We start from the raw sequence: 17,935 nt of genomic DNA, 5'->3' as shown, positions 1-17,935 counted from the left end.
CTCCTTGCAAGAAAGAGCCCAGTGACTGAAGAAACCTGTGACAGGCATACTCCTCCCGAGGACTTGGCTCTCTGATTTTGTTGGAAATTGGTTCTTGGGTGCGGGTTGCTGTCCGCCAACTCAGTCCTGGATGACGCTTTGCCAACTTCGCGATGCGTTGGACTTGGTCGCCGCTTCAACGATCCGGGCTGCGGCAAGGCCATCCCGGAAGGTCGGGAAGCGCGGCGTGCCGGACGCAATCGCTTCGAGGAAATCCTTGGCCTCAATGACAATCAGGTCATTATAGCCCGTGCCATGGCCGGGTCCGAGGCAGAAAGCCTTGTAATCCGGGTGCGCCGGGCCGGTCAGGATCTTGCGAAAGCCGCGCTCTGCCTCTGGCCCTTCCATGCGATAGAGCCACATGGCGTTCTGATCTTCCTGATCAAAACGGATCGCCCCCTTGGTGCCGTGGATTTCGTAGGCGTAACCCATTTTGCGACCGGTTGCAACGCGAGACGAATGAAGATGCCCCATCACGCCGCTCTGAAAGCGGCACATCAGATGAACCTGATCGTCATTGTCGACGATGCCGCCCGGGCGCTCTTTATGAATGGTTTCTGTCTCGGCAATCAAGCTGTCAATCGGCCCCATTAAGGCCAGTGCGCCATTGAACAAGTGCACTGCCAGATCGCCTAATGTGCCATTGGCAGCGCCTGTGCAGCGCCATTGCCATGGTTCATTGGCATCGGCCAAAAAATCTTCCGTATGCTCTGCGCGAAACCACGTAACATCACCAATGGCTTTCTCAGTCAACAACTTGCGGGCGAACTGGGTGGCGGGTGACCGCACATAGCAAAAGGCCGTCTGATGGATTAAACCGCTGGATTCTGCCGCTTTTACCATCGCCAAGGCGTCTTTGATGGAGGCCCCGAGCGGCTTTTCGCACAGAACATGCTTGCCTGCGGCAAAGGCGGCTTCGGCGATCGGGCGATGGAAACTCTGCGGCGCGGCAATCACCACCGCATCCACCGCAGGGTCATTGACCAGTGCGCGCCAGTCCCCGGTGCTGCGTCTGTAGCCATAGGCCTGACGATAGCCTTCCGCTCTTTCAGCGGATGCTGAGCAGATCACTTCGAGGCGAGGCTTAAGGCTGGTTTCGAAAATGGTGCCGACGGCAGCGAAAGCAGCGGAGTGCGCTTTGCCCATGTAACCACCACCAATCATGCCAATCCCGATATCGGTCACAGCATCCCCTCCCAAATTGAAATACTATTTGCAATCGGTTTCAAGATCTGTATCATGACCCAAGATGTTTCGCAAGCGGCATTCAATTTGGATGCGCGCATTTCCCAAGGGAGGCGCCTAAATGACAGAGGCACAAGGGACATGCCGCCTCACGACGGCTCAAGCTATCGTTAAGTGGCTGGTAAATCAGTATATTGAGATTGACGGGCAGGAATATCGGCTCTGTGGAGGCGGGTTCGGTATTTTTGGTCATGGCAACGTGACCTGTCTGGGCGAGGCTCTATACAATGTTCAGGAAGAACTGCCGCTCTATCGTGGTCAGAATGAGCAAAGCATGGGCTTTGCTGCCGCAGGCTATGCCAAGCAATGGTTGCGCAAGCGTTTCATGTTTTGCACCGCGTCTGCGGGTCCGGGCACATCGAACCTTCTCACTTCCGCTGCATTGGCGCATGCCAACCGTCTGCCAATGCTGATGCTCTGCGGGGATGCCTATGTCACCCGCCTGCCGGATCCGGTTCTCCAGCAGATGGAGAATTTCTACGACCCGACCCTCGGTGTGAATGATGCTTTCAAGCCGGTCACCCGCTTCTGGGATCGTATCGTTCATCCCGCTCAAATCATCCAGTCTTTGCCAAATGCTCTGGCCACCATGCTTGATCCGGCCGATTGCGGCCCGGCTTTCCTCGGTCTGCCGCAGGATGTGCAGGGCTGGGCCTATGATTATCCGGAAGTCTTCTTTGAGAAGAAAGTCCATCGCATCCGCCGTCAGGCTCCGGATGCCTATGAAATTGCCGATGCGGTTGCTTTGCTGAAGGCGTCCGAGCGCCCGATGATCATCGCTGGTGGCGGTGTGCAATATAGCGGCGCGGTCAAAGAATTGACCGCCTTTGCCGAAGCACACCAGATCCCGGTTGTCGAAACCATCGCTGGCCGTGCCAACCTGCTCAATGATCATGCGCTCAATATCGGCCCGATCGGTGTGACGGGCTCGGATTCGGCCAACATCATCGGCGAGAAAGCGGATGTCATTCTTTGCGTCGGCACCCGTCTGCAGGATTTCACCACCGGCTCTTGGACCGCCTTTGCCCATGAAGCCAAGCTGATCGGCGTCAATGCTGCTCGCTTTGATGCTGGCAAACATATGGCCGCCCCCGTGGTCGGCGACGCCAAGCTGTCGCTGCTCGCTTTGACCGAGGCTCTGGGCGACTATCAAGCACCAAAAGACTGGGTCTCCTTCGCTCAGGCCGAGCGCAAGACATGGGATGACTATGTTGCCAAAAACGTCTCCTTTGGCGGCAACAAGCCGAATTCCTATGCGCAGGCCATTGGTGTGGTCAACGAATTGTGCGATCCGCGCGACCGCGTGCTAACCGCATCAGGCGGCTTGCCTGCCGAAGTCACCGCCAACTGGCGGACGCTGGATATCGGCACGGTTGATGTCGAATTTGGTTATTCCTGCATGGGCTATGAAATTGCCGGTGGCTGGGGTGCCCGTATCGCTCAGGCCGAGCGTGAGCCGGATAAGGACACCATCGTCTTTGTCGGCGACGGCGCTTACATGCTGATGAATTCCGACATCTATTCTTCGGTCTTGACCCAAAAGAAAATGATCGTGCTGCTGCTCGACAATGGCGGCTGGGCCGTCATCAACAAGCTGCAGAATAATGTCGGCTCGGAAAGCTTCAACTGCCTATATGAAGACACCCCGACCATCCCCAACCCGTTCGATGTGGACTATGCAGCCCATGCCGCCTCGATGGGGGCCAATGTCGAAACCGTGGCCGATGCGTCCGAACTCGGCGATGCTTTCAAGCGTGCCAAGGCCTCTGACAAGACCTATGTGATTTACATGAAGGTTGCCGCCTATGATGCCTGGACCGCGCAGGGTCACGCATGGTGGGAATGTGGCACGCCGGAAGTCTCCGACAGCGAGAAAGTCCGCGCCGCCCATGAAGACTGGGAATCGGCGCGCCCCAAACAGCGCAAGGGTGTGTAACAATGACAGCCCTTCTTGATTCGATCAAAACCAACCGGTTCGGCGTGTTTGGCCGGGCAGGCATGGACATGTATGCCGACCCGATCGGGGTCAAAAGCGAGCATGCGGACACATTCAAGGCAGATCTTGGCGGCTCGTCCGCCAATATCTGCGCCGGCCTCTGCAAATTGGGCAGCTGGTCGACGTTGGTCACCTCGGTTTCAGATGATGCCATTGGCCGCTTTTGCGTCAATCGGCTGAACCATTATGGCGTCGATACGGACAATATCCGCATTGTCGGCGGCGAGCATCGCATTTCGCTGGCCGTCTATGAAAGCGTGCTGGAAGACTTCCAGAATGTCATCTATCGCAACGGGGCCGTCGATTTTCAGGTCACCGAAGAGGACATGGACAAGGTCGATTATGCCACCTTCGGGGCGCTGATCACTGCGGGCACGGTCTTTGCGAGCGAGCCATCGCGCAGCGCCACCTTCCGTGCCTTCGAGAATGCCCGCAAGGCTGGCATCCCGATCATTTTCGACATCGACTATCGCCCCTACAGCTGGCCATCGCCTCAGGTGGCTGCCGATGTTCTCTCCCGTGCGGGTGAGGAAAGCGATATGATCGTCGGCAATGACGAGGAATTCGGCTTCATGGCTGGCGGCATCGAAAAGGGCCTTGATAAAGCCCGTGAGCTGGCGCAAAAGCCCGGTCGTCTGGTCATCTACAAGATGGGGCAAGAAGGTGCGCTCACCCTGTTTGAGGGCGAGGAAATCCGCACGGGCATCTATCCGGTCACCGCGATCAAGCCAAATGGTGCTGGCGACAGCTTCATGGCGGGTCTGCTGGCCTCACTGGCCAATGGCTTCTCGTTGAAAGAGGCTGTGTTGCGTGGCTCCGCCTGCGCCTCGATGGTTGTCAGTCAGCCGGGCTGTGCGCCCGCCATGCCGACCGTGCCGCAGCTCGACGCCTTCATTGCCGATCATCCCGGCCCAACCGAGGCCTGAGGAGTACCGAGTTATGCATATCGCTCCCCATGACAATCAGAATAAGCCCATCGTGGATGCTGGGCATGATCTGGTGCCGTTGAACTATTTCAACATCGTCAAACTGAATAAGGGCGAGACCTTCGACTATGCCGTTCCTGGCTATGAAACCTGTATCGTGCCCGCCACTGGCACCGTGCATGTGGATGTCGAGGGTGCCGCCTTTGATCAACTCGGCAACCGGACCGTAGATGTCTGGGATGGCGACCCGGAAGGGGTCTATGTCCCCGTCGGTGCCAAGGCCCGCATCACTTGCCTCAGTGATACAACCGAATGCTTCATTGCTGGGGCCAAGTTTGACAAGATGCTCGAACCGTTTGACGTCCGTGTCGCCGATCTTGACATTGTCCAATATGGCTCGGACGAGACCAAGACCCACCGCAAGATCAAGCATATCCTTGGGGCCAATTATCATGACAAGGTTGGCCGCTTGTTGGTCAGCGAGCTCTTCACCGTCGGTGAGGGCGGTTGGTCCGGCTTCCCCAGTCACAAGCATGATACGGATCGTCTGCCCGACGAAAGCCGCCATGACGAGACCTATAATTTCCGCTTCAAGCCCAATTTTGGCTCAGGTCTGCAAATGCTCCAGCGGGTCGACAATGAGCCGGGCGAAGCCTATCACATCATGGATGGCTCGACAGTGCTGATCGATAAGGGCTATCATCCCTGCTGTGTTCTGCCCGGCTATCAGATGTATTATTTCACGATCCTTGGTGGCTTGTCCCAGCGATCTCTGAAGCAATATTTCCAGCCGACCCATGCCGAGCAACTGCACACGATCCCCGGAATCATGGATATGGTGGCCAAGTTCAAATGAGCCTCGTTACGCTGAAGGAGGTCCTTCAGCCAGCCTTGAAACAGGGCCATGCGGTGGCTGGCCTTGTGACGCTGGGTTGGGAGGATATGCGCGCCTATGTGGCCGCAGCCGAAGCTGAGAATTGCCCGGTCATTTTGCAGGCCGGGCCATCCTGTCGCGCCCACACCCCACTGCCAATCTTGGGCACAATGTTCCGGCATCTGGCGGAAGAGGCTTCTGTGCCGGTCGTCGCCCATCTCGATCACGGTTACACCATCGAGGAATGCAAGCAGGCGATCGAGTGCGGTTTCACTTCGGTGATGTTTGATGGCTCCCGCAAGGTGCTTGAGCAGAATATCGCCGAGACCGCCGCAATCGCCGCCATGGCCCATGCGGCCAACGTCTCCTGCGAAGGTGAAATCGGCTTTGTCGGCTATGCCGGTGGTGAAAGCTCCGCAGGCACCGACCCGGAAGACGCGGCGCGGTTCGCCCGCGAAACAGGGGTGGATGCCATGGCCATCTCGGTCGGCAATGTGCATTTGCAGACGGACCGAGCAGGGGGGCTGGATGAAGCCCGGATCCGGGCCATCGAAGCCGTGACCGATATACCCTTGGTCATCCATGGCGGCTCTGGCGTGCCGCTGGAACAGCGGACCCGTCTCGCTAGACAGTCGAAAATCTGCAAATTCAACATCGGCACCGAGCTGCGTCTTGCCTTTGGTACCGCGTTGCGAGAGGCCGTTAATGGCGATCCGGACTGCTTTGACCGGGTGCAAATCTTGAAGCAGACCCATGATCCGGTGATGGAAGCCGCCAGAGAAGCCTTGCACGCCCTCAAAAGCGCGTGAATGAAGGCCCAAACAAAAAAGCCTGCCAGACATCATGCTGGCAGGCTTTTCATTTCTCACAAGGCGGGAGCCCCTACGGCAGCGGTCTCAAGGTGCTGCGCTCAGTAATCGAGCATGGGAAAATGCGGGTTTCGGGATAACGGTCCGGATCGGCCAGCATCGCTGCCATCAGTTCGATCGAGCTGTTGACGATCTGAGAAATCGGCTGATGGATGGTCGTCAAATCGATATTCTGCCATCCCGCCATTTCCATGTCGTTGAGACCAATCAGACCGATATCATCCGGCACCGACATGCCACGATCTTTGATTGCCGACAAGGCACCAATGGACAAGACATCATCGCCGCAGAAATAGGCTTGTGCTGGTGTATTGTCCAGCAGGCGCATCATCTCTTCGCGACCGGCAGCAAAGCTGTAAGTGCGTGCGAAGGAGTAGCTGCATTTGACCTCGGGATTGGCCGACATTTCACTCATGAAGCCGGTATAGCGATCCTGCGTTGAGGTTGCACTTTCGGGGCCACCAAGAAAGCCGATATTGTCATAGCCTCTGGCGACCAGGGTTCTGGCCGCCATGCGGCCGCATTCGATATTGTCGATCCCGACCACGTGCACCCGCGCATTGCTTGACGGGCGACCAAAGGAATGGACCACCGGAATGCCAGCATCGCGAAAGGCCTGCGCAAATTCCGGCAGCAGGGTAGAGGAGGCGACCACAACACCATCCACCGAATATTGCCGCATCATCCGAACAGAATGCTGCGGATCAGTTTCCTCTGACAAGTTAACCAGCAAGGGGCGCAGTCCTTTTTCCTGCAATCCGCGAGTGAAGCGGTCAAAGACATCGAGAAACAGGGGGTTGCGGAAGTTGTCAGAGACAAGGCCCACCAGCTTGGTGCGGCCCGTGGTCAACGAAGAGGCGAGCGCATTGGGGCTATAGCCCAGCTCATTGGCGGCTTTCTCGACCTTCTTGCGCATCTTGTCGGAGACCGAAGCGCCATCGGTAAAGGTGCGAGAAACGGCGGACCGGCTGACGCCTGCTTTTGCGGCGACGTCCTTCAATGTAACAGCCATGCTGACTGGGCCTCCCAAACCCACTAGATCAGGCCCGTGATATCAGGCCTTGTTTATCGGGGTTTTGTGCGTGTTGTTCCTTCATAGAATAGCAGCAGAAATTCTTTTGCAACCCCTTGCAAATCTATTTCATTTTTATACATGGCCATCCAGCCACAATCCTTTGTGATTCGGGCATTTTAGATGGTTGCAAAATGCTGCAACGCAGTTCGGTTTGGACTGTTTCAGAGCCTGAACCGAGCCGTGTGGCTTTGGCGTGCGGCCGTTATGACTTGGGCAGACTGCGTGACCAAATGGTAGCCACAACCGTTTTTGGATCCTCAAGGCATGGCTGCTCGATTGTTTGTTGGTCGAGTTGAATCACAAGAGTGTAGAACTGTCCTGAACCGGGTGCTGGAGTCCCGACGACCGTGCAGGATGTGATCCGGTTGTAGGGAATGAAGAGATCATTGCCAGCAAACCAGGCTTCCCCGCTCGGGTGGCACGGATCACCGCGATTGATGATCACCAACTCCCCACCACCGTCAAGCATTAGCACACCTGTCGAGATTGCTTCATTGCCTTGCGCATCAAGGCAAGGCTGTCCTTGCGGCTCGAAATGCAGGGGCGTGAATGGTCCCCCTTCCCGGCGACGCAGTTCGAGCAGGGTTGAGCCGAAAAACAGATCCTCGTCGGAAAACTCAAACTCATCCGTATCCGCATTGGAAGCTTTGGCCTTGTCCGTCAAATGGCTGCGGACAAAGTCTGTGACCACTTCGATCAAATCGCTCGATACGCGATTGAAGGAAATGCTGGGTCGATTGCCATCCTTAAGATACAGCGTCCATATACCCTGCAATCGGTCGCCAAAGCTGCAGATGGCAGCAATATCGTCCCATGTGGCCTTAAGGGTCCATATGCTTGTTTCTTCCAGACGGGCAAGAGAAACACCCGCCTCGTCCACTGCAATAACCGCCTCATAAAGATCCATCCCGGGCCGCAAATTGCGCCGGTCGGCATTTCTTGGCACCTTGATCAAATAGGTTGCGTCGCGATACTCCGAGTAGAGAGAGCGGAAGCGCCGCGGCATGTCGGCCTCGGATTTGACCTCCGTCAGCCATGGGCCAAAGGCATCATATTCCTTGCGATCTTCCGGGCTGGCAGCGTGATACCAGTTCAGAGACTTTGCATAAGCAGTTCGAGCTTGGGCCATCTTCTCCTCCTCCAGTTTCCGAAAATGCTGGGCCATCAGATCAAGTCCAGTGGCAGCAGCCTGTCTATCCGCAAGCGCCATGGTCTCGAACAGCGCTTTGAGGTCGCGTTCCATCCTTTGCTTCAGTCGGTGCGCCAGAGCGACGCCTTCCGACGACAATTCAACAACATGGCTGCGATCATCCGCAGGGTGGGCCCGACGTGCAATCAGACCGAGCTTTTCAAGTCGCTTCAACACCGACGTCAGGCTCCCTTTCTGCATATTCAGCAGCCGACTGATGCTGGTCGGTGACAGGGGGCCGCGGTGGGTCAGTGTCATCAGTGCCATCACTTCGCTTTCAGGCAACTGCCGATCGTTGTAGGTCGCTCGATAAAGGATGGGCGCGACATGGCTCGGAACATAGCGCATGAAAGCCATCAGGCTGTTGTCCAGCCGCCCCAGTTCTTCAGTCATCACACCGCCCCGCCTTCAAAACCACGTCATCTTTTAAACTAGTATGATTTCTAACTATATCTTCGCAGGTATTTATGCGTCAAGGGAAGCCATCAGGCTTGGCTGTCGATTGTCTGCTGATATATTAGTTTAACCTACTGACATTACTTGTTAAAATATGGCGAAGACAAGATGTCACTCCCGACGAATGGATGAGTTGTCGGAGAGGAAAATATACTCTGATCCCAAATTCAAACGCGAATAAATTCGATCTTCAAACAATCTTAAAAAAGCCTGGATCCGGGCTGACTGCGGTCTGCTTCCTAGGGTTTTGAAACAGCAAAGACGAAGCTATTTGCGCCGAGCTATGCATAGACCGCGTATGAATTGGTCTGTTTGGCACAAGTTCACTATATGGTGAGCTGTCGAAATGTTCGAAAATATCGTCTGTTTGTTTGTAAGTTAAGTTGTTGAATTAGATAATAAAATATGTATGAACTAAGCTATTGGTATAGGTATTTATTGAGCTATGCAAAAATGTATGAGGTGGCCTGACAAACCAGCGCTTCAAGGAAAAGCAATTTCCCTTATATACGTTGGTTGTAAGCCACACTCTAACGGAGTTATCAAAATGTTCGACGAACTGAACGCAAAATCTCTCTTCGGTGCCTTCGGCAAACTGCCTGGTCTGAGCATCACCAAAAAACGCTATGAACTGAATGAGCGCGAACAGGAAGCCATGAAACTTCTGCGCGGCATCGATCTTTGAGGCCAATGGCCTCAAAGCCCGTTTGGGCTTGCAGCGCGTGTTGGCGCTGATCTGATCCCGAACGAAGGCACTGCAAATTGATCGCTGCAGCTCGATCATATGTCTTGCCCGGCACCCCACGCCGAAACAGGAAGGATGAGGACAAAGTCACTCATTTCGATCTGACCGGACTGGCAAAAAGCGACATCAATTCGCCACAACCTGTCGATAAGAACGCTGCACCATTCATTCAGACATATCGCTATCAGCACAGCGCTTCATTCAGCCGCAACCGCGTCGAAGCCGTGCCGAAACTGCTCCTCCCTTGCCAAGGGTGGAATGGCTGCGGTCGGGATATGTCGGTCAGTGAGGGACTGCAACTCGCATTGCATCTGCTGGCTATCGCGCGGATCGGTCGCCAAAAGGCGGACCACATGTTTGCCGGATTGGCTCAATGCCACCATTCGGTCCACGGTGCTGACAAACTCGCCGTCCGCGAAGCTCTGTGCTTCATCGATCGTCTGTCGCTTGGCTTCGCGTCGTGCCAACTCCAGAATGTCGAGGTTGGTTGCAGGGCCATGCAAGATCACATCAGCGCCTTGCAGCGCACGGATTGCCCGCATTGGCAGCAGATCGCTTTCTCCATGACTGGCATCAATGAATGTGACTGTTCCCGGCTTTCCTTTGAGTCGGGCCACTTCCGCGATGAAACCGTCGAAGTGAGAAACATCCGGAACCTTGCGACCCGAAAAGGCCAAATCAACGAACCCCTCCCAAAAGCGACGGCGTGGCGCACCAGCCGTCAGGTGCCTGAGAACGGCAGGGCGAACCCGTCGCGCCAGATCAGCCCAATCGGCCATTGTGGCCGATAACAAGCTTTCAATCCGTCGGCGAATGGCTTGTCCCAGAATGGGCGCAGCTCCATCAGTTGATATCCCGATCACCACAGGTGAGCGATTGACAATGGAGCCAAACTGAAACTGGCAATAGGCCGGTTTGTCGATGATATTGACCACCGCTCCCGCCGCGTTGGCCTGAAGTCTGAAGCGCACGCACTCATGAGTGGTTTCAAGATCGCCAATCGCCATCACAGCCCCGTCAAAGCTTGTCTCATCCCATTGCTTTCGATGCCAGATCAACTGGCCTGAATGACACTTGCCGTTGGTCAGAAGGTCGAGCATGTCTTCTTCCGGTGCAGGGGCATGGACATGAACCTCGGCACCGCTGGCTGCCAGCAGTTCGGCCTTCCACGCAGCCCCATCTCCGTCACCTGCTACAACCACTTTCGCACCCTTGAGGTTGAAGAAAACGGGCAAGGTCGCAAGGCAGCCAACCCGCTCACGGCGTGTGCGTCTTTTGCGTCGTCCGGCTTCATTCAGCAGCAATGTCATGGAGCATCTCCGCGATTTCCGGTTTGCAGGAGCCACAATTGGTTCCTGCCCGTGTCATGGCGCCGACCGCATCGGTGGATTGGCAACCTGCAGCGATTGCGGCCGCGATTTCATTCTGCCCCACCTGCATGCAGGCACAGACGATCTTGCCTTTGTCGGGCAGGGCGGCGCTGGGCACGCTGGCAAGCACTTGTGCCCGTTCAGAGAAAGTGCGCCGATGCCCGTCGAGCAACCCGGCGGCAAAATCACGCGACACCGATACAGGCTCTGCCGCGAGAAAGATGGCAGCGACCAACTGATCTCCTTCAAACTGGGCCAATCGCATCCGCTCCTTGCGCTGGTCCAGAAAGACGAGAGGGGAGGCGTCTGACGGAAGGTCAAACAGGCCGGCCATCTGATGCGGCGCAATAGCAGCAGGTCGCTCAGACAGGGCAAACTCCACCCGCCAACCATCTTTGCACTTGGCGATTGCCCAATAAGGCAATGCCAAGGCGACTGGCTTGTCTCTCAGGATCGCAAAGCCATAGCTCTGGATGGGGGCCGGGGTGAGGGTGACCCGTGCCGACTTGGATGCTGGCTGACCTGAAAAAGGGTCTGTGACCGGCGGTATCAAGACATCAACGCGGGCCTTGGCGCTCACCTGATCGGTCCAGTGGATCGGAACGAAAACCTCCCCCGGCCTGACACGGTCGGTGATCAGAGCACGGACAACAATCTCGCCTCGGTCGTTGCTGACCGAAACGAGAGACGCATCAGTAATGCCGCGCGCCTTGGCGTCCTCAGGGGAGAGCTCGCAAAACGGTTCGGCCAGATGCGCCGACAACCGGGCGCTACGGGCGGTGCGGGTCATGGTGTGCCAGTGATCCCGAACCCGGCCAGTATTGAGAATGAGCGGCTCGATCCCGGCCTTGCCAACGGCTTCGAGCTGTTCTGGCAATGCAACGTCAATTGCTCGCGCCCGTCGGTCCGGGGTGAAGAAGTTACCATTGGAAAAGAAACGAGTGGCCTTGGAAGATGAGGATTTCTCTTCGGTTTGAGGCCAGTAAAAGGGTTGCATGGCGTCATAGTCGGCGGCATCGCGGCTTGCCCATGCGCCAATGTCAAAATCGCGGCTGCCATCATTGTCCTGCTGGCTAAGTGCCGCATATTCGCTGAAAATATCCGCTGCATTCTGCCATGGGAACAAGGCCCCGTGACCCATCCTGCGGCCCACTTCGGCCATTTGCCACCAATCGGCCTTTGCCGCACCGGGGGCGGGCAGGAAGCTTCGCTGGCGGGAAATGCACCGTTCGGAATTGGTCACACTGCCCGCCTTCTCGCCCCATGCCAAAGACGGCAGCTTGATGTCGGCCAGATCGAGTGTATCGGTACGGTCCTGCACATCTGAGACAATCACCAGCGGGCAGGCCTTGATCGCAGCACGCACCGCATCGGCGTCCGGCATGCTGTCGACCGGGTTGGTCGCCATGATCCAGAGGGCCTTGATTTTACCGTCGCCGACCGCTTGAAATAGGTCAATCGCCTTCAGGCCCGGCTTGTGCGGCAGGCGATCCGTTTGCCAGAAGTCACCCACCAAGGCCCGATGGCTTTCATTTTCGATATCCATATGGCAGGCCAGCATATTGGCAAGGCCGCCCACTTCACGGCCCCCCATGGCGTTGGGCTGGCCGGTGACCGAAAAAGGCCCCATGCCGGGACGGCCAATTCGCCCTGTTGCCAAATGGCAATTGATGATGGCATTGACCTTGTCCGTGCCACAGCTTGATTGGTTGACCCCCTGACTGTAAACCGTCACCACCTTTTCGGTTTTCACGAACAGGCTGTAAAAGGCTTCAAGGTCGCGCTCGCTGAGGCCAGTGGCTTGTCTGATTGCCTCAGGGGTCAGCGCATTGGCTACCGCAAGTGCTGTTTCCATTCCATTGACATGATCGGCAACATAGATGGCATGATAGGCCGGGGACGCAGCCAGCCTTTGAAGAAGGCCGAGGAACAGCGCAACGTCCCCGTCTGGCCGGATGGCCAGATGCAGGTCGGCTAGATCGGCAGTGCGGGTGCGACGCGGGTCGATCAGCACCACCGTCAAGTCCGGATTCTTTTGTTTGGCAGCAAAGATCCGCTGATAAAGCACCGGGTGGCACCAGGCCAGATTGGTGCCCGTGAGCACGATCAGATCTGCCTGTTCCAGATCCTCGTAACAACCCGGCACCGTATCGGCCCCAAAGGCCCGTTTGTGACCGGCGACTGATGACGCCATGCAAAGGCGGGAATTGGTGTCGATATTGGCCGACCCAATCACCCCCTTCATCAATTTGTTGGCGGCATAATAATCTTCAGTCAGGATCTGGCCCGAAACGTAAAAGGCGATGGCATCCGGGCCATAGTCCGTGATGATCTGGTTGAAACGGTTCGCAATATGGTCAAGGGCCTTGTCCCATGTGACCTGTTTGCCATTCATTTCTGGCGACAGAAGGCGCTCTTCCAATCCGATCGTGTCCGCCAGCGCAGTTCCCTTGGAACAGAGCCGCCCATAATTGGCCGGATGATCAGGGTCGCCCTTGACCTTGACGCTGCCATCCTTGCCTTTCTGGATCAGGACACCACAGCCCACCCCGCAATAGGGGCAGGTGGACCGGGTGGTTGTCTCCTCTGCTGTCGCCACCATTTTTGTCATGCACCCAATCCCGTCAGATCGATCAGAATGTCCTGATCGGACAGTTTCACCGGGAAGCTTTTGGTGGCGCCTTCATCGGCACCCTGCGCCTGACCGCTTTCAAGGGAAATGACCCAATTGTGCAATGGGCAGGTGACACAGCCGTCATGAACGATGCCTTCGCTGAGCGGCCCTTTCTTGTGCGGGCAGGCATCTTCCAGTGCAAAGACCTGATCGGCGCTGGTGCGGAAGAGGGCGATGGTTGTCTCCCCCACCGTCAGCTTGCGGGATCCGCGAGCTGGAATGTCGTCAAGGGTGCCAACGCGCACCCAATTGTTGCCAAGCGCGTTCATTCTGCGGCCTCCATCAGCACCAGTGGATTGAATTCATGCTTGTCCTTGCCCGAAACCCGTTCGGACCATGGGTCGACCTGAGCAAATTTCTGACTGAAAACGAAACGGTCATAATAGTCTTTGCGGCGCTCGGCATCGTCGACGATCTGGGCCCGCACCTCGTCAAGACCAATCCGCTTGGCCCATTTATAAATGCGCTCCAGATAGAAGCCTTGCTCGCGATACATTTGCAGGAGGGCGACGCAATATTCCATTGCTTCCGCTTCGCTAGAGACATTGCAGAGGATTTCTGTGCCCTTGATTTCAAGGCCAGCCGCCCCGGCAAAATGAATCTCATAGCCGGAATCGACGCAAATGATGCCGATATCCTTGCAGGTTGCCTCGGCGCAGTTGCGCGGGCAGCCAGAGACTGCCAGCTTCACTTTGGCGGGGGTCCATGAGCCCCACATGAATTTTTCAAGCTTGATGCCAAGCCCGGTGGAATCCTGCGTGCCAAACCGGCACCAGTCCGAGCCGACGCAGGTCTTCACGGTGCGAAGCCCCTTGGCATAGGCGTGGCCGGAGACAAAGCCGACCTTGCCCAGATCCGCCCAGACGGCGGTCAGGTCTTCCTTCTTGATGCCCAGCAAATCGATGCGCTGACCACCGGTCACCTTGACCGAAGGAATATCGAATTTGTCGACCACGTCGGCAATCGCCCGCAATTCGGTCGAGGAGGTCATACCGCCCCACATCCGTGGCACGACACTATAGGTGCCATCCTTCTGGATGTTGGCATGCACCCGTTCATTGATGAAGCGGGACTGATAGTCATCCGCATAGTCTTCGGGCCAATCGGCCACCAGATAGTAATTGAGCGCCGGACGACATTTTGCACAGCCGCACGAGGTCTTCCATTCCAGAGCTTGCATCACTTCAGGGATGGTTTTCAGTTCCTTTGCCTTGATCAGGCGGCGCACATCGCCATGCCCCAGATCGGTACAAGGGCACATGGCTGCTACCGCATTGGGATTGTAGGCATCGCCCAGGGTGGCAGCCATCAATTGCTCGACAAGACCAGTGCAGGTGCCGCACGAGGCCGAGGCCTTGGTGTGGGCGCGGACATCATCAAGGCTGGTCAGGCCCTTGTCATTGATCGCGCCAACGATCTTGCCCTTACAAACGCCGTTGCAGCCGCAGATTTCTGCGTCATCGGGCAATGCTGCAACGGCTGCCATAGGGTCCAGCGGCGACCCTCCCTGATAGGCCTGACCAAAGATCAGCGTCTCGCGCATCTCGGAAACATTGGTCGCCTTTTTCAACATGTCGAAGAACCAAGGTCCATCGGCGGTTTCGCCATACAGCACCGCGCCAATGATCTTGTCCCCTTCCAGTACCAGCCGCTTGTAAACCCCTTTCGAGCCATCCCTGAGGACGATCTCTTCGCGGTCTTCTCCTTCCGCAAAGTCACCAGCGGAATAGAGGTCGATCCCTGTTACCTTCAGCTTGGTGGCCGTCACCGAGCCATGATATTCCGACGCACCGCCGATCAGATTGTCGGCAATGACCCCGGCCATGTCATAAAGCGGGGCCACAAGGCCATAACACTGCTGACGATGCTCGACACATTCCCCAAGGGAGAAAATATCCGGGTCGGAGGTGCGCATGTCGTCCGAGACTACAATACCACGATTGACCTCCAGACCGGCCTCTTTGGCCAGAGCCGTGGAAGGGCGAATGCCCACTGCCATGACGATGATCTTGGCGTCAATTTCACTGCCGTCCTCAAGGCGAATGCCTGTCACCTTGCCGTTGGATCCGAGGATCTCCTTGCTGTTGGCCTCGGTCATCACGTCAATGCCACGATCCGTGAAGGCTTTTTCCAGCAAGTAACCTGCAGTCGGGTCAAGCTGGCGCTCCATCAGGGTTGGCATCAAATGCAGCACGGTGACATCCATGCCTTGTTCTTTGAGGCCAGCTGCAGCTTCCAGCCCCAACAGACCGCCGCCAATCACCACGGCTCTGCCGCCCTGCTTGGCAACCTCAAGCATGCGTTCCACATCATCGAGATCGCGATAGGTCAGCACGCCATCCAGATCATGGCCAGGCAGGGGGATGATGAAGGGAGAGGAACCCGTAGCGACCACCAAATGGTCATAGGAGGCGCTGATGCCGTTTTCCGACGTCACAATCTTGGCGTCGCGGTCAATCACGGTCACCTTTGCACCTTTGTAGAGGGTCACGCCATGGGTCTCATACCAAGCATCATCATGGGTGATGATGTCTTCATAGGTCTTCTCGCCGGACAGGACCGGGGACAGCATCAGGCGGTTATAATTGACCCGTGGTTCGGCATTGAAGATGGTCACGTCAAAGGCATCAGGAGCCTTGTCGAACAGATGCTCCAGCATCCGTCCCGGTGCCATGCCGTTGCCAATTACGACTAGTTTCTTTTTCATAGGTCTTACTCCGCTGCAAAAGTCGGTTGCGAGCCGCGCTGGCGTGCCAATCGCGACGCCCTTTTTTGCTGGATTGATTGAAGTTGATCTGCTGATGGGTCTGCGCCACCCTCATAGGCTTCAAGGAAGTCGAGCAGTTCTTCGCGATAGGCGTAATAGTCCGGGTGGGCCAGCAGCTCTTTGCGTGAGCGAGGGCGTGGCAGATCGACTTCCATGATGTTGCCAATCCGGGCATTGGGGCCGTTTGACATCATCACCACCCGGTCAGCGAGCAAAATGGCCTCATCGACATCATGTGTGACGCAGATGGTTGTCACGTTGGTCCGGTCCCAGACCTCCATCAACACATCCTGCAACTCCCAGCGGGTGAGGCTGTCGAGCATGCCGAACGGCTCGTCGAGCAGAAGGAGCTTGGGCGAAAGGGCAAAGGCCCGGGCAATCCCGACACGCTGTTTCATGCCGTTGGAGAGGTCAGAGGCATAGCGATCGAGACTGTCGCCAAGGCCGACTTTGGACAGGTAATAATCAACGATATCTGCCCGTTCCGCCTTGCTGGCCTTGGGATAGACCTGATCAACGCCGAGGGCGACATTCTCCCGAGCGGTCATCCAGGGCATCAGGGAAGGGGCCTGAAACACCACCGCACGCTCTGGTCCGGCTCCGGTCACCTGCTTGCCATCCAGAATGATGCCACCGCCCGTGATCGGATTGAGGCCCGCGGCCATCGACAGAACCGTGGATTTGCCGCAGCCGGAATGGCCGATCAGGGTGATGAACTCGCCCTTATTGAGATTGAGCTCAAAGCCGTCGACCACGGTGAGTGGCCCTTTGGGGGTCGGATAAACCTTGGTCAGCTGCGAGAATTGCAGATATTTCTCGCTGCGTGGCGACTGGGCCGCCTCCTGATAGGCCTGCGGCAACGGCTTTGACCGGCTCGAGGGCAAGATATTGGGCAGTTCGATCAGATTGTCCGCATCACTGTGATGGCGTTCGCTGCCCACATTCATCAAATAATCGGTGATGGCGGCACGCAGGGCGATGAAGTCATCGTCATGGTTCATCTCACCACGATCACGCGGGCGGGGCAGATCAACCTTGAAGTCCGGCCCAAGGGTCGCATTCGGCCCCGGGGTCAGGGGAATGATCCGATCCGCCAGCAAAATCGCCTCATCCACATCATTGGTAATGAGAATGATGGTTTTCTTTTCCTGCTGCGAGATGGCCGCAAATTCATCCTGCAATTTGGCGCGGGTCAAGGCGTCAAGGGCTGACAGCGGCTCGTCCATCAGCAACACTTCTGGCTGCATGGCGAGCACGCGTGCCACGGCCACACGTTGCCGCATGCCGCCGGACAATTCCGCCGGCTTGCGGTCGCGGGCATGGGAAAGACCGACCATCTCGATATATTTGTCGATGATCGCGGCCCGCTCCGCCTTGGATTTGCGCTTGTGGACGCTGGAGACGGCCAGCTCGATATTGCCATAGACCGACAGCCACGGCATCAGCGAGTAGGACTGGAACACCAGTCCGCGCTCCGGGCTTGGGCCTGCAATTTCCTTGCTCTTGAAAATCACGCCCCCCTGATCCGGAGCGATCAATCCGGCCAGCAGGGAAATCAGAGTGGTCTTGCCAGAGCCGGAGAAGCCGACAATCGCAATGAATTCCCCTTCTTCTACCTTCAGGTTGATGTCGCTGAGGACATCGTTGCGGCTGGCCCCTTCGCCAAAATGCTTCGATAGGGCGGAAATTTCCAAAAAGGACATGAGATCG

Annotated in this window: 13 protein-coding genes; 5 read left to right on the top strand and 8 right to left on the bottom strand. The window is 56.7% G+C overall.

What is annotated here, in order from left to right; translation table 11 throughout:
• Positions 1-120: 120 nt before the first annotated feature.
• Positions 121-1,224 (bottom strand): Gfo/Idh/MocA family oxidoreductase, encoded by a 1,104-nt coding sequence (locus FDK21_RS14200; RefSeq protein ID WP_210238785.1) that lies wholly within the window; start codon positions 1,222-1,224, stop codon positions 121-123.
• Positions 1,225-1,345: 121 nt separating this feature from the next.
• Between FDK21_RS14200 and iolD the strand changes: the two genes are divergently transcribed.
• From iolD to FDK21_RS14180, 4 genes are read left to right on the top strand one after another with little or no spacing between them, the layout of a single operon-like run.
• A complete protein-coding gene (gene iolD / locus FDK21_RS14195) occupies positions 1,346-3,220 on the top strand; it encodes a 3D-(3,5/4)-trihydroxycyclohexane-1,2-dione acylhydrolase (decyclizing) (RefSeq protein ID WP_138149271.1) in 1,875 nt (624 codons plus the stop codon).
• 2 nt (positions 3,221-3,222) lie between these two features.
• The gene (gene iolC, locus FDK21_RS14190; protein ID WP_138149269.1) at positions 3,223-4,206 is read left to right on the top strand and encodes a 5-dehydro-2-deoxygluconokinase; all 984 of its coding nucleotides are present in this window, start codon (positions 3,223-3,225) and stop codon (positions 4,204-4,206) included.
• 13 nt (positions 4,207-4,219) lie between these two features.
• Entirely contained in the window at positions 4,220-5,062 is an 843-nt protein-coding gene (locus FDK21_RS14185; RefSeq protein ID WP_138149267.1) for a 5-deoxy-glucuronate isomerase, read from the top strand.
• The gene (locus FDK21_RS14180; protein ID WP_138149265.1) at positions 5,059-5,889 is read left to right on the top strand and encodes a class II fructose-bisphosphate aldolase; all 831 of its coding nucleotides are present in this window, start codon (positions 5,059-5,061) and stop codon (positions 5,887-5,889) included. Before FDK21_RS14185 ends, FDK21_RS14180 begins: the two co-directional genes overlap by 4 nt.
• A 73-nt stretch (positions 5,890-5,962) precedes the next feature.
• Here the strand turns inward: FDK21_RS14180 and FDK21_RS14175 are convergent, their stop codons facing one another.
• Both FDK21_RS14175 and FDK21_RS14170 read right to left on the bottom strand, forming a co-directional pair.
• Positions 5,963-6,961: a LacI family DNA-binding transcriptional regulator gene (locus FDK21_RS14175; RefSeq protein ID WP_138149263.1), complete on the bottom strand. Its 999-nt coding sequence runs from the start codon at positions 6,959-6,961 to the stop codon at positions 5,963-5,965.
• A 265-nt stretch (positions 6,962-7,226) separates the two neighbouring features.
• Positions 7,227-8,606, bottom strand: a complete 1,380-nt coding sequence (locus FDK21_RS14170; RefSeq protein ID WP_138149261.1) for a MarR family transcriptional regulator — start codon at positions 8,604-8,606, stop codon at positions 7,227-7,229.
• A gap of 610 nt (positions 8,607-9,216) precedes the next feature.
• On the opposite strand from FDK21_RS14170, the gene FDK21_RS20675 reads away from it, so the two are divergent.
• Positions 9,217-9,354, top strand: a complete 138-nt coding sequence (locus tag FDK21_RS20675) for a hypothetical protein (protein ID WP_171022095.1) — start codon at positions 9,217-9,219, stop codon at positions 9,352-9,354.
• A 257-nt stretch (positions 9,355-9,611) separates the two neighbouring features.
• Here FDK21_RS20675 and FDK21_RS14165 read toward each other — a convergent pair whose 3' ends face one another.
• Genes FDK21_RS14165 through FDK21_RS14145 form a run of 5 tightly spaced genes read right to left on the bottom strand, consistent with a single transcriptional unit; the run spans position 9,612 to position 17,928 of the window.
• Positions 9,612-10,724 (bottom strand): NAD(P)-dependent oxidoreductase, encoded by a 1,113-nt coding sequence (locus FDK21_RS14165; protein WP_138149260.1) that lies wholly within the window; start codon positions 10,722-10,724, stop codon positions 9,612-9,614.
• On the bottom strand, positions 10,705-13,395 hold the full coding sequence (locus FDK21_RS14160; protein ID WP_246657586.1) for a nitrate reductase: 2,691 nt from the start codon (positions 13,393-13,395) through the stop codon (positions 10,705-10,707). Before FDK21_RS14160 ends, FDK21_RS14165 begins: the two co-directional genes overlap by 20 nt.
• Entirely contained in the window at positions 13,392-13,727 is a 336-nt protein-coding gene (gene nirD / locus FDK21_RS14155) for a nitrite reductase small subunit NirD (RefSeq protein WP_138149258.1), read from the bottom strand. Before nirD ends, FDK21_RS14160 begins: the two co-directional genes overlap by 4 nt.
• Positions 13,724-16,165: a nitrite reductase large subunit NirB gene (nirB, locus tag FDK21_RS14150; RefSeq protein WP_138149256.1), complete on the bottom strand. Its 2,442-nt coding sequence runs from the start codon at positions 16,163-16,165 to the stop codon at positions 13,724-13,726. Before nirB ends, nirD begins: the two co-directional genes overlap by 4 nt.
• A gap of 5 nt (positions 16,166-16,170) precedes the next feature.
• Positions 16,171-17,928, bottom strand: coding sequence for an ABC transporter ATP-binding protein (locus FDK21_RS14145; protein ID WP_138149254.1), 1,758 nt, complete (start codon positions 17,926-17,928; stop codon positions 16,171-16,173).
• Between the last annotated feature and the right edge of the window lie 7 nt (positions 17,929-17,935).

This window comes from Cohaesibacter sp. CAU 1516 (assembly GCF_005771485.1).
GTDB classification, from domain to species: domain Bacteria; phylum Pseudomonadota; class Alphaproteobacteria; order Rhizobiales; family Cohaesibacteraceae; genus Cohaesibacter; species Cohaesibacter intestini.
Note: the sequence above shows the minus strand (reverse complement) of the source record. Positions and strands in the feature narration are given on the sequence as shown.